This is a genomic window from Photobacterium sp. MCCC 1A19761, assembly GCF_037389125.1.
Classification (GTDB): domain Bacteria; phylum Pseudomonadota; class Gammaproteobacteria; order Enterobacterales; family Vibrionaceae; genus Photobacterium.
In genome coordinates this window covers 317027-338676 of the sequence record NZ_JAZGTF010000001.1, presented here as the reverse complement: position 1 = coordinate 338676, position 21650 = coordinate 317027, and the positions used below count along the sequence as shown (strand labels likewise).

At 55.1% G+C, this 21650-nt stretch carries 17 protein-coding genes; 11 read left to right on the top strand and 6 right to left on the bottom strand.

The genetic code is table 11. The features are described 5' to 3' along the window. Positions 1–94 precede the first annotated feature (94 nt). The 4 genes from sucA to sucD all read left to right on the top strand — a co-directional run bounded on the left by sucA (position 95) and on the right by sucD (position 6326). The gene (gene sucA, locus VV869_RS01470) at positions 95–2908 is read left to right on the top strand and encodes a 2-oxoglutarate dehydrogenase E1 component (protein ID WP_337733249.1); all 2814 of its coding nucleotides are present in this window, start codon (positions 95–97) and stop codon (positions 2906–2908) included. A 27-nt stretch (positions 2909–2935) separates the two neighbouring features. Then, positions 2936–4153: a 2-oxoglutarate dehydrogenase complex dihydrolipoyllysine-residue succinyltransferase gene (gene odhB, locus VV869_RS01465; RefSeq protein WP_337733248.1), complete on the top strand. Its 1218-nt coding sequence runs from the start codon at positions 2936–2938 to the stop codon at positions 4151–4153. A 134-nt stretch (positions 4154–4287) separates the two neighbouring features. Beyond that, on the top strand, positions 4288–5454 hold the full coding sequence (gene sucC, locus VV869_RS01460) for an ADP-forming succinate--CoA ligase subunit beta (protein WP_337733247.1): 1167 nt from the start codon (positions 4288–4290) through the stop codon (positions 5452–5454). Beyond that, positions 5454–6326: a succinate--CoA ligase subunit alpha gene (gene sucD / locus VV869_RS01455; RefSeq protein WP_337733246.1), complete on the top strand. Its 873-nt coding sequence runs from the start codon at positions 5454–5456 to the stop codon at positions 6324–6326. The genes sucC and sucD overlap by 1 nt, the downstream gene beginning before the upstream one ends. 112 nt (positions 6327–6438) lie before the next feature. Here the strand turns inward: sucD and VV869_RS01450 are convergent, their stop codons facing one another. The 4 genes from VV869_RS01450 to VV869_RS01435 form a co-directional block, all read right to left on the bottom strand. Beyond that, on the bottom strand, positions 6439–7110 hold the full coding sequence (locus VV869_RS01450; RefSeq protein WP_337733245.1) for a 3-oxoacid CoA-transferase subunit B: 672 nt from the start codon (positions 7108–7110) through the stop codon (positions 6439–6441). A 3-nt stretch (positions 7111–7113) separates the two neighbouring features. Beyond that, positions 7114–7767 carry a CoA transferase subunit A gene (locus tag VV869_RS01445; protein WP_337733244.1) on the bottom strand — a complete coding sequence of 218 codons (654 nt, stop codon included), beginning with the start codon at positions 7765–7767 and terminating at the stop codon, positions 7114–7116. Positions 7768–7973: 206 nt separating this feature from the next. Beyond that, complete coding sequence (locus VV869_RS01440) at positions 7974–8867, bottom strand: LysR family transcriptional regulator (protein ID WP_337733243.1); 894 nt, start codon at positions 8865–8867, stop codon at positions 7974–7976. A gap of 315 nt (positions 8868–9182) precedes the next feature. Beyond that, entirely contained in the window at positions 9183–10565 is a 1383-nt protein-coding gene (locus tag VV869_RS01435) for a short-chain fatty acid transporter (RefSeq protein WP_337733242.1), read from the bottom strand. Between the two features lie 180 nt (positions 10566–10745). On the opposite strand from VV869_RS01435, the gene VV869_RS01430 reads away from it, so the two are divergent. Continuing rightward, positions 10746–11081, top strand: coding sequence for a VF_A0006 family four-cysteine protein (locus VV869_RS01430; RefSeq protein ID WP_337733241.1), 336 nt, complete (start codon positions 10746–10748; stop codon positions 11079–11081). A gap of 37 nt (positions 11082–11118) precedes the next feature. Here the strand turns inward: VV869_RS01430 and znuB are convergent, their stop codons facing one another. Then, positions 11119–11901 (bottom strand): zinc ABC transporter permease subunit ZnuB, encoded by a 783-nt coding sequence (gene znuB / locus VV869_RS01425; protein ID WP_337733240.1) that lies wholly within the window; start codon positions 11899–11901, stop codon positions 11119–11121. 9 nt (positions 11902–11910) lie between these two features. Next, positions 11911–12672, bottom strand: a complete 762-nt coding sequence (gene znuC / locus VV869_RS01420; protein ID WP_337733239.1) for a zinc ABC transporter ATP-binding protein ZnuC — start codon at positions 12670–12672, stop codon at positions 11911–11913. A gap of 92 nt (positions 12673–12764) precedes the next feature. On the opposite strand from znuC, the gene znuA reads away from it, so the two are divergent. From znuA to VV869_RS01390, 6 genes are all read left to right on the top strand, one after another. Continuing rightward, complete coding sequence (gene znuA / locus VV869_RS01415; RefSeq protein ID WP_337733238.1) at positions 12765–13658, top strand: zinc ABC transporter substrate-binding protein ZnuA; 894 nt, start codon at positions 12765–12767, stop codon at positions 13656–13658. 2 nt (positions 13659–13660) lie between these two features. Further along, a complete protein-coding gene (gene mepM, locus VV869_RS01410) occupies positions 13661–15061 on the top strand; it encodes a murein DD-endopeptidase MepM (RefSeq protein WP_337733237.1) in 1401 nt (466 codons plus the stop codon). A gap of 135 nt (positions 15062–15196) precedes the next feature. Beyond that, positions 15197–18667, top strand: coding sequence for an ATP-binding protein (locus tag VV869_RS01405; RefSeq protein ID WP_337733236.1), 3471 nt, complete (start codon positions 15197–15199; stop codon positions 18665–18667). A 208-nt stretch (positions 18668–18875) separates the two neighbouring features. Beyond that, positions 18876–19106, top strand: coding sequence for a FeoA family protein (locus tag VV869_RS01400; RefSeq protein WP_337733235.1), 231 nt, complete (start codon positions 18876–18878; stop codon positions 19104–19106). Continuing rightward, positions 19103–21379 (top strand): Fe(2+) transporter permease subunit FeoB, encoded by a 2277-nt coding sequence (gene feoB / locus VV869_RS01395; protein WP_337733234.1) that lies wholly within the window; start codon positions 19103–19105, stop codon positions 21377–21379. The genes VV869_RS01400 and feoB overlap by 4 nt, the downstream gene beginning before the upstream one ends. Beyond that, the gene (locus tag VV869_RS01390; RefSeq protein ID WP_337733233.1) at positions 21376–21618 is read left to right on the top strand and encodes a FeoC-like transcriptional regulator; all 243 of its coding nucleotides are present in this window, start codon (positions 21376–21378) and stop codon (positions 21616–21618) included. Before feoB ends, VV869_RS01390 begins: the two co-directional genes overlap by 4 nt. Positions 21619–21650 lie beyond the last annotated feature (32 nt).

Sequence of the window (21650 nt, the reverse complement as noted above, 5' to 3'; positions counted from 1 at the left end):
ATGCTGGCTTTCTGACTCGCTATCGAAAGCCAGCTTTTAAGCCCGGCCTTGAGACCGGAGCAGAATGGCGATAACTAGTGGTTAAGGGAAAACAATGCAGAACGGCGTTATGAAGGCTTGGCTTGAGTCTTCACACCTGGCTGGCGCCAATGCAACTTATGTAGAAGACCTCTACGAGTTGTATCTTAGCGACCCAGAATTAGTTGACGAAGAGTGGCAGCACGTATTCAGCGAGTTGCCTGTGGTGGATGAAGTTGTTGTCGAACAGCCGCACTCCCGCGTTCGTGATTATTTTCGGCGTTTAGCGAAAGAAACAACCCATCTAAGTGCGACCGTCAGCGATCCAGACGTTGATGCTAAGCAGGTTAAGGTGTTGCAGTTAATTAACGCATACCGTTTCCGCGGGCATCAGCATGCAAACTTAGACCCGTTAGGCTTATGGCAGCAAGATCGAGTGCCTGATCTCGACCCGGCTTTTCATAACCTGACCCCAGAGGATTTCAATGAAACCTTCAATGTTGGTTCTTTTGCCGTTGGCAAAGACAGCATGAAGCTTTCAGAAATCTTTGATGCACTGAAGAAGACTTATTGCGGGTCGATTGGTGCAGAATATATGCACATCACCAACACAGAAGAAAAACGCTGGATCCAACAGCGACTGGAATCTGTTGTGGGCCAGGGTGCATTTACTGACGAAGAAAAACTCACTTTCCTGGATGAGCTCACCGCAGCGGAAGGTCTGGAACGTTATCTGGGGGCGAAGTTCCCGGGTGCCAAGCGTTTCTCGCTGGAAGGCGGCGATGCAATGATCCCGATGGTGAAAGAGCTTATCCGCTACGCCGGGACCAACGGGGCCCGCGAAGTTGTCATCGGTATGGCCCACCGGGGTCGTCTGAATATGCTGGTGAACGTGCTGGGTAAGAAGCCTCAGGATCTGTTTGACGAATTTGCCGGTAAACATGGTGAGTCCTGGGGGACCGGTGATGTGAAATATCACCAGGGATTCTCGGCAGACTTTGCCACTCCGGGCGGCGACGTGCATTTAGCACTAGCATTCAACCCGTCGCACCTGGAAATTGTCAACCCTGTCGTTGTCGGCTCGGTCCGTGCGCGCCAGGATCGCCTGGGCGATAAAGACGGCTCTCAGGTTCTGCCAATTACAGTTCACGGTGACTCGGCCATTGCTGGCCAGGGGGTCGTGGCTGAAACGTTCAATATGTCCCAATCTCGGGGTTATCGTGTCGGCGGTACTATCCGTATCGTGGTTAACAACCAGATCGGCTTTACCACTTCGAACCCGAACGATACCCGTTCCACGCAATACTGTACCGATATCGCCAAGATGGTTCAGGCGCCGATCTTCCACGTCAATGCAGACGATCCGGAAGCGGTGGCATTTGTCACCCGAATTGCGCTGGATTTCCGCAATACCTTCAAGCGTGATGTCGTGATTGATCTGGTGTGTTACCGCCGCCATGGCCACAACGAAGCAGATGAGCCAAACGCGACTCAGCCGCTGATGTACCAGAAGATCAAAAAGCACCCGACACCGCGTAAGATTTACGCAGATTCCCTGACGGATAAAGGCACGATCGAGCTGGAAACAGCCACAGCCCTGATCAACGAGTATCGTGATGCACTGGATCGCGGTGAATGTGTGGTCAAAGAGTGGCGTCCGATGAAGCTGCATTCTGTCGACTGGTCTCCGTATCTGGGCCATGACTGGACAGTTGAGTGGCCGAACGCCGTGAACGCCGATCGCCTCAACGAACTTGCTCACCGTATCTGCCAGTTCCCGGAAAGTCATAAGCTGCAGAGCCGGGTACAGAAGCTGTACCACGACCGGACGCTGATGGCTGATGGTGAGAAGCCGATTGACTGGGGGATGGCGGAAACCTTGGCCTATGCCACGTTGGTCGATGAAGGCAATCGCATCCGGATCACCGGTCAGGATTCCGGCCGCGGTACGTTCTTCCACCGCCACGCTGTGCTGCATAACCAAAGTGATGCCAGCACCTATATCCCGCTTGCCAATATTCATGACAAACAAGGTCCGTTCCAGGTGTTCGACTCCGTGTTGTCTGAAGAGGCGGTCCTGGCGTTTGAATATGGTTATGCGACTGCCGAGCCAGGTGGTTTGACGGTCTGGGAAGCTCAGTTTGGTGACTTTGCCAACGGTGCCCAGGTGGTCATAGACCAGTTCATCAGCTCTGGTGAGCAGAAGTGGGGCCGGATGTGCGGTCTGACCATGCTGCTGCCGCACGGGTACGAGGGCCAGGGGCCTGAGCACTCCTCCGCACGTCTGGAGCGTTACCTTCAGCTGTGTGCTGAGCAAAACATGCAGGTCATTATCCCGTCGACACCAGCGCAGGTCTACCACATGCTGCGTCGCCAGGTCGTACGTCCGATGCGTCGCCCGCTAGTGGTGATGTCGCCGAAATCGCTGTTGCGTCACCCGCTGTGTGTGTCGACGATGGACGATCTGGCCAACGGCACGTTCCTGCCGGCTATCGGTGAGATTGATGCGCTGGATCCGAAACAAGTGAAACGTGTGGTGCTGTGCTCCGGTAAGGTGTACTACGACTTGCTGGAACAGCGTCGCAAGAATGAGCAGACCGATGTTGCCATCGTGCGGATTGAGCAGCTGTACCCATTCCCGAAAGAGGATGTGGAAGCAGCGCTGGCCGATTATCAGCACGTAACTGACTTTGTCTGGTGCCAGGAAGAGCCGCAAAACCAGGGTGCTTGGTATTCAAGCCAGCACAACTTCCGCGCGGCGTTGCCAAATGGCGCAGACTTGACGTATGCAGGCCGAGCGGCTTCTGCATCACCGGCAGTAGGCTACATGTCGGTTCACCTGAAACAACAGAAAGCGTTGGTTGAAGACGCTTTGACAATAAATGAATAGAACTGGAACAAAAAGGACAACGCGGATATGACAATCGAAATTCTGGTTCCCGATTTACCTGAATCAGTTGCAGATGCGACAGTGGCGACTTGGCACAAGCAGCCGGGTGATGCCGTGACTCGTGATGAAGTTCTGGTTGATATCGAAACAGATAAAGTCGTGCTGGAAGTACCGGCACCTGAAGATGGTGTTCTGGAAGCAATTCTGGAAGCAGAAGGCACCACCGTCCTGACCAAGCAGCTGATCGGCAAAATTAAAGTCGGTGCGGTTGCTGGCGAGCCAACGAAAGATGTTCCGGCTGAAGCTGAAGCATCGCCGAACAAGCGCAGCACTGCGGCCCTGGCTGAAGAGACCAGTGAAGCCCTGAGCCCGGCGGTTCGTCGCCTGCTGGCTGAGCACGACATTAACCCAGCTGACGTCAAAGGCACCGGTGTCGGTGGTCGCATTACCCGCGAAGACGTGGAAGCGTTCGTGAAAGATGGCAAGAAAGCTGCGCCGGCTGTGGCATCTGCCGTTGAAGCCAAAGCAGAAGCGCCACTGGCACACCGTAGCGAGAAGCGTGTCCCGATGACACGTCTGCGTAAGCGTGTTGCAGAGCGTCTGCTGGAAGCAAAAAACAGCACAGCAATGCTGACGACGTTCAACGAAGTCAACATGAAGCCAATCATGAACCTGCGTAAGCAGTACAAAGACATCTTCGAAGAGCGTCATGGCATCCGTCTGGGCTTTATGTCTTTCTACGTGAAGGCTGTGGTCGAAGCGTTGAAGCGTTATCCGGAAGTGAACGCGTCGATCGACGGTGATGATATCGTCTACCACAACTACTTCGATGTCAGCATCGCGGTTTCAACGCCGCGCGGCCTGGTGACCCCAGTACTGCGTGACTGTGACAAGCTGAGCTTGGCCGAAATCGAGAAAGGTATCCGTGAGCTGGCCATCAAAGGCCGTGACGGCAAGCTGACCGTTGAAGATTTGACCGGTGGTAACTTTACCATCACCAACGGTGGTGTGTTTGGCTCGCTGATGTCGACGCCAATCATCAACCCGCCACAAGCGGCAATTCTGGGCATGCACAAAATCCAGGACCGTCCGATGGCAGTGAACGGCCAGGTTGAAGTCCTGCCGATGATGTACCTGGCGCTGTCTTACGACCACCGTCTGATCGATGGTAAAGAGTCAGTTGGTTACCTGGTGACCATCAAAGAGCTTCTTGAAGACCCAACACGTCTGCTACTGGACGTTTAATACCTGTACCTGGCCGGGGAGGCTCAACCCCCGGCCTGTTTTCCGGTACCAGGTAGGATTGACGAAGAAATACCCAAGAGTATTTCACATGGAAATAACAAGTCCCAAAGGGATATGAAAACGGATAGAACATCATGAATCTGCACGAATATCAGGCAAAACAGCTATTTGCTGAATATGGTCTGCCAGTTCCAGAAGGTTATGCTTGCGATACGCCGCAAGAAGCGGCAGAAGCAGCCGGTAAAATCGGCGGTGACAAGTGGGTTGTCAAATGTCAGGTTCACGCGGGTGGCCGTGGTAAAGCGGGCGGTGTTGAGCTGCACGATACCAAAGAAGGCATCAAAGAATTCGCACAAAAGTGGCTGGGTAAAAACCTGGTGACTTATCAGACAGACGCCAATGGCCAGCCGGTCACAAAGATTCTGGTTGAAGAGGCGTCAAACATTGCCAACGAATTGTACCTGGGTGCAGTCGTTGACCGTGGCAGCCGCCGTATTGTTTTCATGGCATCGACTGAAGGTGGCGTGGAAATTGAGAAAGTTGCGGAAGAAACCCCTGAGCTGATCCACAAAGCAGCGATTGATCCGCTGGTTGGCCCACAGGCTTACCAAGGTCGTGAGCTGGCGTTCAAGCTGGGTCTGAAAGGCGATCAAATCAAGCAATTTACCAAGATCTTCATGGGTCTGGGCCAGATGTTTGCTGATTATGATCTGGCGCTGCTGGAGATTAACCCGCTAGTGATCACCGGCGAAGGCAACCTATTGTGCCTGGATGGCAAGATCAACATCGACTCCAACGCGATGTACCGCCAACCAAAACTGCGTGAAATGCACGATCCATCACAAGAAGATGAGCGTGAAGCGCATGCGGCGAAGTGGGAACTGAACTATGTTGCGCTGGACGGCAACATCGGCTGCATGGTGAACGGCGCGGGCCTCGCGATGGGGACCATGGACATCGTGAACCTGCACGGCGGTAAGCCTGCGAACTTCTTGGATGTCGGTGGCGGCGCGACTAAAGAGCGTGTCACGGAAGCATTCAAGATCATCCTGTCTGACAGCAATGTGAAAGCGGTACTGGTGAATATCTTCGGTGGTATCGTCCGTTGTGATCTGATTGCGGAAGGGATTATCGGTGCCGTCGAGGAAGTGGGCGTTGAAGTACCGGTTGTGGTACGCCTGGAAGGTAACAATGCTGAACTTGGCGCAGAAACGCTGGCTAAGAGTGGCCTGAATATTATTGCTGCGACATCCCTAACTGAAGCAGCGGAAAAAGTAGTTGCTGCAGCGGAGGGTAAATAATGTCCATCCTAATTAACAAAGATACCAAAGTCATTTGTCAGGGTTTCACTGGCGGTCAGGGCACATTCCACTCTGAGCAAGCTATTGCGTACGGTACGCAAATGGTTGGCGGTGTGTCTCCGGGTAAAGGCGGTACAACGCACCTGGGTCTGCCGGTATTCAACACAGTTCGTGAAGCGGTTGAAGCAACCGGTGCAACAGCCTCTGTGATCTACGTTCCGGCGCCTTTCTGTAAAGATGCGATCCTGGAAGCGATCGATGCCGGCGTCAAGCTGATCGTGACCATCACAGAAGGGATCCCGACGCTGGACATGCTGGACGTGAAAGTTCGTCTGGACGAAGCAGGCGTACGCATGATCGGTCCAAACTGTCCGGGTGTGATCACGCCGGATGAGTGTAAGATCGGCATCATGCCGGGTCATATCCACAAGGCGGGTAAAGTGGGCATCGTGTCTCGCTCAGGTACCCTGACTTACGAAGCCGTGAAGCAAACGACTGACGAAGGCTTTGGCCAGTCAACTTGTGTCGGTATCGGTGGTGACCCAATCCCGGGTTCAAACTTCATCGATATTCTGGCGCTGTTTGAAAAAGATCCGGCGACCGAAGCGATTGTGATGATCGGTGAAATTGGCGGCACAGCGGAAGAAGAAGCGGCGGCTTACATCAAAGAGCACGTCACCAAGCCGGTTGTATCTTACATCGCGGGTGTGACGGCACCTCCGGGTAAGCGTATGGGCCATGCGGGCGCGATTATCTCTGGCGGTAAAGGCACTGCGGACGACAAGTTCCAGGCGCTGGAAGCGGCAGGCGTGAAAACCGTGAAGAGTCTGGCCGATATCGGCAAGGCGCTGCGTGAAGTGACAGGCTGGTAATTCCATCAGTCACGGACTCAGTTGAGAAAAACCGCTATCTGCGAATCAGATAGCGGTTTTTTTATCTCGGGTGGGTCGGCGTGCCGTCGCTGGATGCCAAGTCCGTGGCGGGCTAGGCAACCATGGATTTGAGGGTTGCGCTGATGGTGAACGGCGCGTCGGTTGCAGCTTCGATGTCTGTGACGGTATAACCCGGCGCGATCTCGGTCAGCACCAGTCCTTCAGCCGCGACGACAAACACGGCCATCTCGGTGATGATGAGATTCACCTGACCCGCTGCCGTGAGAGGTAAGCTGCAATGGGACAGGATTTTGGGCTGCCCCTTCACGGTATGCTCCATCGCCACAATCACTTTCCTGGCACCTACCACCAAGTCCATGGCGCCGCCCATCCCGGGCACCATTTTACCGGGGATGATCCAGTTGGCTAAATTTCCTTGCGCATCGACCTGAAGCGCGCCCAGGACGGTGACATCCACATGTCCGCCGCGAATGATGGCAAAAGAGTCTGCACTGTTGAAATAACTGGCGCCGTGAATGGCCGTGATCGCTTGTCCTCCGGCGTTGACCAAATCCGGATCGTGGTTGTCTGCATCGGCCAGGGCTTGGATCCCCAGCAGGCCGTTTTCGGATTGGAACAGCACTTCAATGTCGGCGTCGATTTCATTGGCAACCAAAGAGGGCAGACCTATCCCAAGGTTGACGATATCACCATCCCGAAGCTCCTGGGCAACCCGCCGGGCGATGGTCCGGCGAACGTGTTCTTTATCGGTAATTGTTGACATGATTCAGGCCTCCTGGTGGTAAATATGATCGACAAACAAGCCGGGGGTATGAATGCTTTCTGCTGCGATCGCACCGGCTTCAACCAGTTCGTGGGCTTCGACAATCACGGTTTCAGCGGCCATCGCCATTAGCGGATTGAAGTTTTGCGTGGTTCGGCGATAAAAAGTGTTGCCTTTGCTGTCGACGACAGAGCCGCGGATCAGCGCCAGATCGGCCCGCAATGGCTTTTCCAGTAAAAACATCTCGCCGTCGACCTCGATCACCGGTTTGCCTTCGGCAATGACAGTGCCGAGACCGGTCGGGGTCAGCACGCCGCCCAACCCGGCACCGGCTGCCCGGATCCGCTCGGCCAGAGTGCCCTGAGGGATCAATTCAACCTCAAGTTCTTCGGCCACCATTTGCCGCCCGGTTTCCGGGTTGGTACCGATATGGGATGCCAGTAACCGCCGGACGCGCTTGGCAGCAATGAGGCGCCCGGAGCCCGAGTTCGGTGTACCGGTATCGGTGGTGATCAAGGTTAAATTCTTCACCTGGCTGTCGAGCAGGATGTCAATCAGGTGCTCCGGGGCGCCGTTGGCCATGAATCCGCCAATCATCACGGTCATACCGTCACGGAGCAGGGCCTGGATGTCGCGTTGGTTGATATGCTTTTTCATTGTTCTCGCCTCAAACAGTGCGCAGCCGCTACAGCCAGATGCAGCCGTGGCTCGCTCAGAATATTTGTCGGGTTTCTCTGAGTGTATGGGCGGTGGAGACGGAGGTGTTAGCGTCATTGCGGCAAAGCCAATTTGCGAAAATGCAAGCCTCAACGGGGTTTGCGGCGAGGTCGGCGAAACGCAGAAATGGTTCCACCGATTCAGGGCTAGCCCGGAGCGCGATCCAGCAAAAAGGCCTTAAAACTGCTGGCTGCCGCCGAAGCGCGCTGCGGTGGGTAATAGTACAGGTTGAGACTCCAGGTACTGGTGCCGTAGTCGCTGAATAAAGGCACCAAGTCACCGTTTTGAATGTCGTCTCGGACCACGAATTCGGGCAAATAGCCGATCCCCGTACCGTTTCTCACCCCTTGCCGCAGGAGATCGCTGTCGTTGACCTCCAGCGTTTTCGGGATCTTGATCATCTGGGTTTCCGGGTCGCAGGTGAAAATCCAGTCGTTGCTGCCGGTCAGTGTGGAGGCAAACAAGCATCGGTGATGGCTCAGTGCCTCGGGAGAGGTTGGGGTTCCGAATGATGCCAGATAAGCGGGTGAGGCGACGGGCACGAACGGGCATTGCATGATTTCCCGGCGAACCAGATGAAGATCCTGCTCGCGGTAGCCCTGATAGGTGGCATTGGCGCTGATCATCAAATCCACTTCACCAGCGTGATCCAGGGCCCAGGGGGTGATATTCAATGAGAAAGTGACGTGGGGTTGCAGTGCCAGATAATCGCTGATGACGCTCATCAGGAAATGATTGGCATAGACGGGGGTGCAGGCAATATTGATATGCCCCTTGTCGTGCTCCTGATAGTCGAGCAGGGATTGCTGAATATGGGTGGCGCTATCGACCAGCGGCGCAAATTCATCAAACAGTTTTTGCCCGGCCGGAGTCGGGGTCAGGAGCTTGTTGGTTCGCCGGAGCAGCGGCATGCCAAACTGCGACTCCAGGCTTTGCAGCCAGCGGCTGCCGGCAGAGACGGAAATCTCGAATTTTCGCGAAGCGGCCGAGATTGAACCGCAGCGTATAACGTTGACGAAAAAAGCCATCTTATCCAGCATGAGATCCCTTTTGCTTGATAATCATCAGATACAGCGGCCGGCACGGGACTTATCCCCCGTCTCATGCCGGACATGTATGGTTACCGGTTCTTTTCAGCCGATGTTCAGCGGAACAGCGATGCCTACCGAAAGGAACGCAGTGGGCTAATGTAACTGATATGTTAAGTGATATCAGTGATATCGGCTGGAATCTGAGGATGGGGCGGGCGGGGGCATTGGAAAAGGCCGGTCATCCGACGGCGAGTGACTATCATAGCTTGTTTGCAGAACGCGGCCTGACCGGTGGTGAACCCGGCAGGCCGCTGGGGGAGCCAATTACAGCAGGACAAGTCCCAGGCTGATGATCAAACCGGAAGCCAGCAGTGCAATCAGACAATAGCCCATGATGTCTTTGGCGTTTAACCCGGCAATGCTTAAGGCAGGCAGGGCCCAGAACGGCTGGATCATATTGGTCCAGGCATCACCCCAGGCGATCGCCATCGCCGTTTTCGCCGCAGGGACGCCCAGCGCTTCACCGGCCGGCATCATAATCGGAGCCTGTACCGCCCATTGACCACCCCCGGACGGTACGAAGAAGTTGACGATCCCGGCGCTCAGGAACGTAAAGAGTGGGAAGCTACCCGGTGTGGAGATACTGACGAACCAATCAGACACCGCTCCGGCCAGGGAAACCCCCTCCGGGCCTTTGGCAACCATCATCCCCATGATCCCGGCATAATACGGAAACTGCAGCAAAATCCCGGCGGTATTTTTGGTACCTTCCGCGACCGCAGCAATCAAGCGTTTGGGCGAGTCGTGCAGAAGGATCGCGGTGAACAGAAAAATAAAGTTGACGATATTCAGGTTCAACGCAAATCCGTGCTCGGCGAAATAACTGATGATGTAGCTAAAGCCGAGCAGGGCCAGCAATCGGTTGATCCAGGGGCTGTGTTCCAGTTTTTCAGCGGGTGTCAGATCGCGCGATGGCTGTGCTGGCAACGGCTCTTTTAAAAGCTCCGGATCGATGGTCACCACCTCGCCGGCACTGCTTGGATGCATGGCCTTATTGAGCAGCGGGATCACCAACAGCATGACTGCCAGGATCAATAGGTTCGATGCCGAAAAGAGCGTTTCACCGGTCGAAATGGCCTGTGAGACTGCTCCGGCGGTGACGATTTCCAGATTACTCCCGCTGGCCAGTGCGAGCGGGATCGAGCCGGACAAGCCGGCATGCCAGAACAGGAAGCCGGTATAGGCCGAAGCAATCAACAGGCGATAGTCGACGCCTTTAACTTTTGCCGCCAGCTCCCGGGCAAAAATGGCCCCGACCACCAGGCCAAATCCCCAGTTGATCCAGCAGGCAATGGCACTGACGATTGTGACGATGAAGATCGCGTGGCCCGGGGTTTTTGCTGTCATCGCCAGGTAGGCCAGGCCGCGTTTGAACACCGGCGCGGAGGCCATCGCATGGCCGGTGACGACCACCATCGCCATCTGCATTGCAAACTTGAGCAGGTTCCAGAATCCCCCGGCAAAGGCATCGACCATTTGCATCGGACTTTGCTGGGTGACCGGCATCGCAATGAGAAAGACCACAAAGGTCAGGATGGCAGCAAACAAAAAGGGATCGGGGAGATAGCGTTGTACCAGGGTCGTGCACAAGAACGAAAAGCGCTGCAACAGTGTGGGCTGTTGATAGCCAACAGTTTCAGTCGACATGGTTGACTCCTTTCCATGGATGGTTCAGCACCCGTTGGGTGTGTCGTGATGGTTATCAAAAAGATCTAAAATTGTAACAGATTAGATTCAAGACGATTCTTCGCCGGAATGAAACCGATATTAATGGGAATATGCTTTGCATATTTTCAAGGTCATACCGAACGGAGACGGAGGTAGGCGATGAGACGAATCGGGGTGGTGTGGCTGGTTGTGGTGTTGCTAACCGCGGTGCTGCTAAGCGGTTTCGTCGCGGTCGGAAATGTAGCGGCGAAAGAAGATAAAGCCGCCTATCAGCATTGCGTGCTGACCCATGTCGCCGGGGTGGAAGACAGTCTGGCTGCCAGTTTAATGACTTATGCCTGCCATCGCCTGTATATCGATAATTTCATGCTTTCAGCGCAGGATGAGGGATACTTTCAGTGTTTGCTGACCTATTTACCGGAAGCAAAGCAACAGCAGGTGACCTTGCTGGTCCGGCAAACCTGCCATGAGCAGCATCGTCGCCTGTTTCGTTAAGGGAGCGCCAGCTGACAGCAGCCGGCGCGGCGGGACATTACTCAGTGCGTTTGAATTGACAAAGCATGAACAGGGCAGCGGCTGCAACCACGACTGACGGACCCGCCGGGGTGTCATAATGCCAGGACATCATCAGTCCCAGCACCACGGCAATGGCGCCAAACACCGAGGCTAGGGCAGCCATTTGTTCCGGGCTTTGCGCGAATCGGCGTGCCGTGGCGGCCGGGATCAGCAGCAGTGAGGTGATGATCAGGGCGCCGACAAACTTCATCGCGACCGCGATCACCAGCCCGACCATCAGCATCAATACCAGGCGCATCAGATCGACATTGACCCCCTCGACCTGGGCCAGCTCTTCGTTGATGGTCATCGACAGCATCGGGCGCCACAAGGTGAACAACAGGGCAAAGACCACCAGACCGCCGCCATAAATCCAGAGCAGATCATGAGTCGTAACAGCCAGCAAATCCCCGAACAGGTAAGCCATCAGGTCAATCCGGACATGGTCCATAAAGCTGACAGCGACCAGACCGAGAGACAGGGCACTGTGGGCCAGGATCCCGAGCAGGGTATCGGTGGCGACAAACTTCTGTTTTTGCAGGCTCACCAGGATCACCGCCAGGGCGAGACAGCAGATCACCAGCGCCAGGTTCAGGTTGATATTGAGCAAAAAGCCCAGCGCAATGCCGAGTAACGAGGCATGGGACAGCGTGTCGCCGAAATAGGCCATTTTGCGCCAGACGACAAATGAGCCCAGCGGTCCGGCCAGGGCGGCGATACCGAGACCCGCAAACAGGGCCGGCAGAATCAATTCAAGCATGGGTGTTTCTTATGCCTCGTGGTGGTGATGCTGACATGGACCGACCGGGCTCCCGGCAAGATCATGTTCGTGATTATGATGATGGTGGTAGAGGGCCAGTTGTTCACTTTGTTGCGTGCCGAACAAGGCGACATACGACGGATGGCTGGTGATGGTATCCGGCGTGCCGGAACAACAGACATGGTGATGCAGGCAGATCACATGGTCCGTTTTAGCCATCACCAGGTGTAAGTCGTGCGAGACCATGAGAATTGCGCAGTTGAGTTTATCGCGCAGGGACTGGATCAGGCTGTAGAGCTCTAGCTGGCCATTCACATCGACCCCTTGTACCGGCTCATCCAGGACCAGTAAATCCGGGTGCTGCAGCAAGGCCCGCGCCAGCAGAACGCGTTGGGTTTCACCCCCTGAGAGTGAGTGCATGTTGCTGTGATGCAGATGGAGGCCGCCGACCAGGGTCAGCGCTTCCTGGATTTCTTGAGGACGGTAACGGCCGGCCAGACGCATAAAGCGATCCACCGTCAGCGGCAGCGAGGCGTTGAGTTGCAGTTTTTGCGGGACGTACCCGATCCGCAGTCCTCGTGTTCGGATCACATGGCCGCTACTGGGCTTGCACAGTCCGGTGATCACCTTGACCAAAGTCGATTTACCGGCACCATTGGGACCAATCAGGGTGGTGATCTGGCCACGGGCCAGTTGGAAGGAAACTTGGTCTAGGACGTGTCGATCCGCGAAGGTTACGGTAACCGCCTGTAATTCAACTAAGGTTGTCATAAAAAAGTACGTCAGGGAATTGCCAAAACGAGATGTTATAATATAACATCTTCGGTCTGGGTTTGTAATTAATAATCGCTCTGGAAAATATTATGCGCCGTTTTTTTGTCTGTTGCAGCTTTCTTGCTGTGCTGTTTTCATCTTCCCTCATGGCCCAAGAATTGAAAGTGGTCACCACCGTCAAGCCGCTCGGGCTGATTGTGCAGGCATTGACCGATGGCGCTGCCCACAGCGATATTCTGTTGCCGCCGGGAACATCGCCGCATGATTATGCACTGCGTCCGTCTGATGTGCAGAAGCTGAATGAAGCTGATCTGGTGGTCTGGGTCGGCCCGGAGCTGGAGACCTTTCTGGTGAAGGTTCTGGCTGAGAAAAGCCAGAATCTGGCGCTGACGGCTCAGGCATCGATTGACCTGCACCATTATGAAGAGCCTGGGGTGGTGGACCATGGGGACCATGCTCACAGCCATGAAGGGGTCGACCCGCATGTATGGTTGGGGCCAATTCAGGCAATTCAAGCGGCAAAGGTCATTTCTGGGCAGCTTGTCAAATTAGACCCATTGAATAAAAAGGTCTATGACGATAACCTTTCGCAGTTCGTCGCAGCGGTGGAGCAAACCACCACCGCCCTGCGCCAGCAACTCAAGCCTCTGGCTGATCGCGGCTACTATGTCTTCCATGACGCATACGGTTATTTTGAGCAGACCTTCGCGCTGAACAAATTGGGGCATTTTACCGTGAATCCGGATCGTCGTCCGGGCGCGAAAACGTTGGTGTCGATTCGTCGGGCACTGCAAGCGGAAGAAGCCGTCTGCGTCTTCAGTGAGCCGCAGTTTTCACCGGCAGTCGTGAAAAGCGTCGTTCGTGGCACAAAGGTTCATATCAGCACCCTGGATCCGATGGCAACGGAGATTGCCGAAGGGAAACAGGGATATGTCCGGTTCTTAACCGAATTAGGGCAGAGTTTTACCAATTGTCTTAAATAATAATGAAAATACTCAGGGCGACAGCCTTTACGATAAAAAAGTTACCCCGCCAGCACCGGATTGCGCTTTTCTCAACCTGTGCTGTGGTCGCGGCATTGACGCTATGGCAACCCACCTCGCCATTGCCGCAGACGGCATCCGGGCAGCGCACCAGCATTGATATTCCGCTGGGCGCACTGGATGTCCTGTCCAACCAGCGTCATCAGGAAGTCTCTGTCGCTCCGACTGAACCGCAGCCGTTAACTGAGGAAAACAGTGAGCCGCTCGGTGCTGTCTTCGATCAGGAAGACCCGGAGTTTCTGGCCCCGAAGGATGAACTGGAACAGCAACTGGCACAGGTGACCGATGTCGCCCATACCCACAAGGTCGAGCCGGGGGAGACCCTGGGCGCGGTGTTTGAACAATATGGCCTGCCGCAGGCGGATATGTACCGTCTGATTGCCGTGAATCGTTCTATTCAGAACCTGCGGGTCGGCCAGCAGCTGGAATGGTCGGTTGATGAAGATGGCCGGGTGAAAGAGCTCACCATCCAGCGTAGCGCCAAACTCGCCGACAGCTTTACCCTGACGGCAAAGGGTTACCAGTTTAAGCAGCTGGAAGAGAACGGTGAGCTGAAACCTGTGGTGCTGACGGGTCGGATTTCAGGCAGTTTCTACCAGTCGGCCCGGGCGGCCGGATTAAACCCGTCTCAAATTCAGACTCTGGTTCAGGCCTTGCAGTGGCGGTTTGATTTTGGCCGCGAAGCGCGAAAAGGCGATCGTTTTGCGGTAACCGTGGAGCGGGAGTTTATCGACGGCAAAGCGGTCTCACAGGGTGACGTGAAGGCGCTGTATTATCTGAGTGGTCGCCGGGAAGTCTTCATCATGCGCCATGATGACGGTGAATTTTATGATGAAGAGGGGCGCAGTCTGAATCGGGCGCTGCGCCGTTATCCGCTGGCCAAGCGCTATCGCATCAGCTCATCATTTAATCCGCAGCGGCTGCACCCGATCACCGGTCGGACGTCTCCGCATCACGGCACCGATTTTGCCACCCCGATCGGGACGCCGGTTCTGGCGGCCGGCGACGGTGTGGTGGTGAAAGCCAGTAAGCACTCGCTGGCCGGTAATTTTGTGGTGATCAAGCATGGTCGTGAATATACGACCCGCTACCTTCACCTGCACCGCCTGCTGGTGAAGGTTGGTGACAAAGTCACCATGGGCCAGCGTATTGCGCTGAGCGGGAACACCGGTCGTTCCACCGGACCACACCTGCATTATGAGTTGCTCAAAAAGAACCGGGCGGTCAATGCGATGAAAGTCCCGCTGCCTCAGGCCGCACCTGTGCCGAATCCGATGCGTGGTCGATTTGTCCAGAATGCCCAGAATGAGCGGCAGAAACTGCTGGCGGTGATGCCGGGGTGATTATCAAGCGCACAGGAGTGCGCTTTTTTTATGTCCCACCACTCAATTTATAAATCCTGGTGACAAAAAAGTGCGGCTGTCCTGCATAATGGGCGAACGATGTACACGCGTTCGCGGTATTAGCATTTTCTTCGCATGATAAACGCCCTGGTCACCTTGTTTTTGTGGTTGTCTGTGTGGACCTACAGCTGTGCTGCTGTAGCGCAACCGGACACCGAGCATGTGTTTTATCCGCTGCCTTATCAGGACGGTGGCAGCTTTGTCACGCCGGTCAAAATGTTCAATAATCCGGCAGGCGGGCTGTGGATCCTGGATGTCCGGGGCGAGCTGCTGTTTTATGATGGCCGTGCGCTGAAGAATGTGACAGATGCGAATGGCCAGCCAATCATCGGCGTTAAAGATGTTGCGATGGTGGCGCAGACACTGTGGTTAGTGATTGACGGGGCAGGTTATGCGTTCTCCCCGGCAACGCTGCAATTACTTCGTTTACCGATCACCCACAGTAATATACGGTTTGTTGAAGTCCAGGGGGACACGGCCTGGTTTGCCGGTCAGGAAGGTCTGGTGGCGATTCAGCGACCGATTGGGCGCGCAACGTTTTATCCCTATCCGAATATTGAAACGGTGACCGGACTGTTTAGTTCGGGGCAGTCGTTGTTTATTGCCGCGGAAAAAGGGGCTTATGAGTTCACCGAGCGTCAGTTCTCAGACGCTGTGCTGTATCCGGAGCAAAAGGTGACTGCGGTGTTCACCGATAGCCGGCAACAGTTGTGGTTCGGCACCCAGCGCGGTCTCTATTTGTCGCGCAATACTCAACATGAGCAGTCCCGCCAACATATCAGGCTCGATAATTTATCGATTTCCGCAATCAGCGAGACCTCAGCCGGATTGTGGGTCGGAACGCTCGACGGGCTTCGCTTACTGGATCTTCAGGGGCAGATGCTGAATCATTTCCAGCCCCGGAGCCGTGATCTGATGTCGCTTCACGGTAATCACATCACGGCCTTGCAGGCCAACAACCGTGATGGGTTGTGGGTCGGGACCAACCAGGGGTTGAATTACTCGTCCTCCAAGGTGGATATCTTCAAGCTGCGCCCGTACGGGGCCGGGCCGGATGCGCTCCCGGCCAGTCAGATCAATGACATGGTCGAGCTGGCCGATGGGTCGATTTGGCTCGCCAGTGACAACGGGCTGGTGGTGTTGAACGCCCAGCTGGAAGAGATCCGCCATCTGCCGCAACTCGGTCCCATCCAACACTTGGCCTACCGTGACGGCACGTTGTGGCTTGCTGCCGACGAGAGGTTACTGGCCTATGCCGTGGCCACGCATACCTGGTCGCCGGTTGCGCTGCCAAGTCGGGTACGGCCCGGCGCAATTACCAATTTGCTGGTGGATCACTTCAATTCGGTCTGGATCGGTAAGCAGTCGCGGCTTTATCGTTACTGGCCGGACTCCGGGGAGGTCAATGCATTCGGCCACCACTGGATTCAGGCCCCGCACGGCAGTGAGCTGATCACTACCCTGTTTGAAGATCGCCAGAAGCAAATCTGGGTCGGGACGGATTATGCTTTGTATCGGTTTGATGCCGGTCGCCTGCAAGTGGTGTCCTCTGCCAAGGCTCAGGGTGGGGTGACTGAAATGTTTGAAGATAAGCTGGCCCGGCTGTGGGTGGTGAATAACCACAGTCTGCAATATCTTGAGAGTCGTCAGCCCCTTTTGCTGAAACCGGCGCAGCTCAATGGCCAGCATGCCCGCCTGTTCTGTATGATCGGCGGGAATGGCGGCAATTGGATTGTGTCGAGTCAGGGGATCTTGTCCGTTGCCTTTTCCGGTGTATTGCAGCAGCAATTGCGCCCGCCCGTCGGTCTGATTAGTTCCGAGTTCTATACGCCGACCTGCCAGCGGCTGCGTTCAGGTGCCTTGCTGATCGGTGGCCGGAACGGCCTGATGAGGGTGGAGCCGGGCAAGCTCTTGGATGCCAGTCAAAAGCTCATTTCGGTGATCATGAGTGAAATCTATATTGATCACCAATTGGTCCGGCAGGGCGGGGCCACGGCACCTGCCCTTGAACTGCAGCAGGGAGCCTCCCTCAGTATCCGTGTCGGGGTGTTACCTTTTTCCGGGATGCGTCAATTGCAGTATCGCCTGCTGGGCAGTTCAGAAGAATCCTGGCGGTCGTTTCATGATTCCATGCTTCACTTTGAACAACTGGATGCAGGGACTTACCATCTGCAGGTCCGCTTGGCCGGGACCGGTACATCCGGTGCCGTCATGGTGGAACTACCGTTTCGGGTCCAACCCCCTTGGTTTATCTCGCCGTTGTTGGTAACGCTGGCGGTTGCCGGTCCGATTCTGCTGATTTTAGGGTTGACCCTCTGGCGGCTCCGGGTAAAACAACGGGAGCAACTGGCGGTGCAGCAGTCGGTGTTCCGGAATACCGCTCAAGTTGAACTTGAGAAAAAACACTTGTATGCCAGCAACCTGCATTTAAAACAAATTTTGCAAATGCGGCAAAATTTCATGGCCCAGTTGCATCAGGAGCTGAGCACACCGTTTACCTTGATCCAGGACATAATGCCGCAAATACAGGCCAGCAAATCCGGGGAAGGAGCTCAAACGCTGCTTGTGGCGACGCAGCGGATTGAACATTCGCTTCACTTGGTGGAGGAATTGCTTAAGCGTGATACCAAGGCATTTGTGACGCCGGAGCATATCTGTGTCCAGTTGATCACACCGGTGATCAAGGCGTGTTGTATGAGCTGGCAGTATGAGGCTGAGCGTAAGCAGATCGCGATGTCACTGGAAGATGAGACCCGGGGCGCGAGTGTGAAAATTGCTCCTTTTCATCTGGAGATCATGCTGGGGAATTTGTTGTCGAATGCGCTGAAATATACTCCGCATCAGGGAACGATCAGCGTGGTGGTGAAAACCCGGGGAGAGCGGCTGGTCCTCTCGGTCAGCGACACCGGCAGCGGGATGTCCGAAACCCTCAAAGAGAAAGTCTTCGACAGTTACAGCCAGGAAACGCAACCCCCACGTCCGGACGCGGCGGATCCGGCCTCGGGGTTTGGCTTAGGGCTCAGTACGGTGAAGCAGCTGGCGGAGACCTACGGCGGTGATGTTTCCGTGATCAGTTACCAGGGGATCGGCAGCGAGTTCATCCTCAGTTTACCCCTGTATCAGCAGACAGCCGCACCATCGCAGGCACCGGTTTCCGTGGCCACTTCTGCATCCAGTGCGCCTCAAATTCTGATTGTGTCGTCCGAACCCGAGGTGCTTGCCTGCCTGACGGCGCTCCTCCAGGCTTATTCTTGTCTGGAGGCCCATGATGGCTATGAGGCTGTGATCCTGGCCAAGCATCATTGTCCGCAACTAGTGATTTGCGATCAGGATATCCCGGGCTTGCGTGGCGACGTGGTCTGGGATCGCCTGTCCCAGGAGATGCCTGAAGCCGATTACCACTTCATCCTGCTGGTTGATCCGTCCGATCACCGTCGACAGGAACAACCTGCTGTTTCCCGTTACTGCGAACTGACCAAGCCGCTGGATCCGGTCGCAGCCCTCGATCTCGTTGAACAACGACTTCCCGTCTTGGTGACGGTTTAATTCGTCGCTGCCCCTCGATAAAGTTTTCAGGCTCAGAGCCGGCTTCCGGGTCAGAGCTCATCTGCACGTTATGTAAATTCCATATGATTTACGCGGTTATTTATTGATATCGTGATGATTTATTGACGTAAGACAAAGCTCGACATGCTTCAAACTGTAAAATCGTAATTAGTAATGAAAACAATTATCAATAAGGTGTGGCGTGAATATGAAACTGTCAGAGTTGTCATGCGGGAAAAGCGGGAGGGTGACGGCAATGTCTGCCTTGCCGACAGCAACCCGAAAAAAATTGATGGTCATGGGGATGCTGCCGAATACGGAGGTTACGGTTGTGCGTCTGGCGCCGCTGGGCGATCCGCTGCAGGTTCGGGTACGCGGTGTGGATATGGCTTTGCGGAAGCAGATCGCTGCGGCAATTGATGTGGAGGTGCTGTCATGACTTTTCAGATGTTGACGGTGGGCAATCCGAACAGCGGTAAAACCACATTATTTAATGGCCTGACCGGGGCGAAGCAGCAAGTCGGTAACTGGGCCGGGGTCACCGTTGAGAAAAAGAATGGTCACTATGAGCATGCCAGTCAGTCGTACTCGCTGACGGACATGCCGGGGATTTATAACCTCGACAGCGGCAATGACGTCAACAGTCCGGACGAAGCCATTGCGTGTCGTGCGCTGATGGCGCTTCCGGCCGACTTGGTGATCAATGTGGTCGATGCTGCGTGCCTGGAACGTAGCCTTTATACCACCTTGCAATTGCGGGAACTCGGCCGGCCGATGGTTGTGGTGCTGAACAAAATGGATGTCCTGGCCCGCCAACGCCAGTGTATAGATCTGAAAGCGCTGGAGAAAGCGCTGGGTTGTCCGGTGTTTGCCCTGTCGGCCAATGACAAAGCGCAGGTAAAAACGCTGAAAGCGAACTTGCACCAACTGTTGCAGCAAGGCTTTTCGTTGCAGCCTCTGGCCTTGCATTACGGTGAGGTAATGGAGCAGGCGGTTGGGCAGTTAACGCCGTTGTTTGCTGATGGCGTCGTGAATGCGCGTGCTCAGGCCATTCGCTTGCTGGAGCAGGATACCTTGGTGCTCAAGCGCCTGTCACCTAGTGAGCAGGATCAGGCCTGTAATGTCCGCAATACCCTGCTGGTGGATGTGGATATTGATGTCCAGGTTGCCGATGTCCGGTACAGTTTTTTACATCAGCTGTGTCAGCGTGTTCGCCGCCAGGAAGGCAAACTCAGCCGCAGTGTCAGCGATCGCATCGATCGGGTCTTGTTGCATCGGGCGTTCGGGATCCCGTTCTTCTTTGTCGTGATGTACCTGATGTTTATGTTCTCGATCAATATCGGTAGCGCCTTTATCGACTTTTTCGATATCAGTGTCGGCGCGGTCCTGGTCGACGGCGGTCATTACCTGCTGGACGGACACCTGCCGGTCTGGTTGGTGACGATTATTGCCGATGGTATCGGCGGTGGTATTCAGACGGTGGCGACCTTCATTCCGGTTATTGCCTGCCTGTATCTGTTTATGGCGTTACTGGAAAGCTCCGGCTACATGGCGCGGGCAGCATTTGTACTGGATAAAGTGATGCAGCAGGTGGGCCTGCCGGGTAAGGCATTTGTGCCGCTGGTACTGGGCTTTGGCTGTAATGTGCCGGCGATCATGGCAACCCGGACCCTGGAGCAGGAGCGCGAGCGTAAACTGGCGGCGGCCATGGCACCTTTCATGTCCTGCGGTGCCCGTTTGCCGGTCTATGCCCTGTTTGCAGCTGCTTTCTTCCCGGAAAACGGCCAGAATGTAGTGTTCGGTTTATATGTACTCGGTATTCTGGCTGCGGTACTCACGGGGCTATTGTTACGGTATACGCTCTACCCGGGCACCAGTACCAGCTTTATTATGGAAATGCCGGATTATGAATTGCCGACGTTGCACAATGTCGGGATCAAAACCTGGCAGAAACTGAAACGTTTTGTACTGGGTGCCGGGAAGACGATTGTGGTGGTGGTTGCTTGTCTGAGCTTCCTGAACTCGCTGGGCGTGGACGGTACGTTTGGTAACGAAGACAGTGAAAATTCCGTGTTATCCAAGGCGGCGCAAGTGGTTACGCCGGTGCTGGCACCGATTGGCATTCAGGAAGACAACTGGCCTGCGACGGTCGGGATTATCACCGGTATTTTTGCCAAGGAAGCTGTGGTCGGGACCCTGAACAGCCTGTATGCGCCTTCGGCTGCGGAAGAAGAGGCGGAATACGATCTGTTGGGCAGCTTACAAGAGGCGGTGGCTTCTATTCCGGCCAATCTGGCTGATCTCAGCTACAGCGATCCGCTGGGGATTGAAGTCGGTGAGCTGACGGATCTGGATGCCGTAGCGGAAGCTCAGGAAGTTGATGCATCGTTGTTTGGTAATATCCAGGCTCACTTTGTCAGTGGCTCGGCTGCAATGGCGTATTTGGTGTTCATCTTGCTGTACACACCATGCGTGGCGGCAATGGGGGCGTATGTACGTGAATTTGGCCAGAAATTCTCGATGTTGATTGCTGGCTGGACCATGCTGTTGGCTTACACCTGTGCAACCTTGCTGTATCAGGTGGCCCACTTTACCGATCATCCGGTCACCAGCGTGTTGTGGATTGCGCTGTTTGCTGCCATCAATGCCGGACTGGCGATTGCCTTTAAGGTTCAGGGGCGCAAGCAGCCGCGGGAGGTCGTGGTTTTATGATTTTGCAACAGCTGCGGCAGTTTCTTGAACCCCGCGGGAAGACCAGTCGGACTGTGCTGGCACAGCACTTCGGGCTCAGTGAAGATGGCGTGGATGCGATGCTGGAGATCTGGGTGAAGAAGGGCAAACTCAGCCGGGAATTGAGTGGTTGTGAAGGGATGCCTTGTTGCCGCGAAGCCGCCGGAGTCTGGTATCGCTGGCTGTCGGCCCGGGAGCTCGCCATTACGGTACTCCATTAACGTTCAGGCATCATTTGGGTGTCTCATGTCAA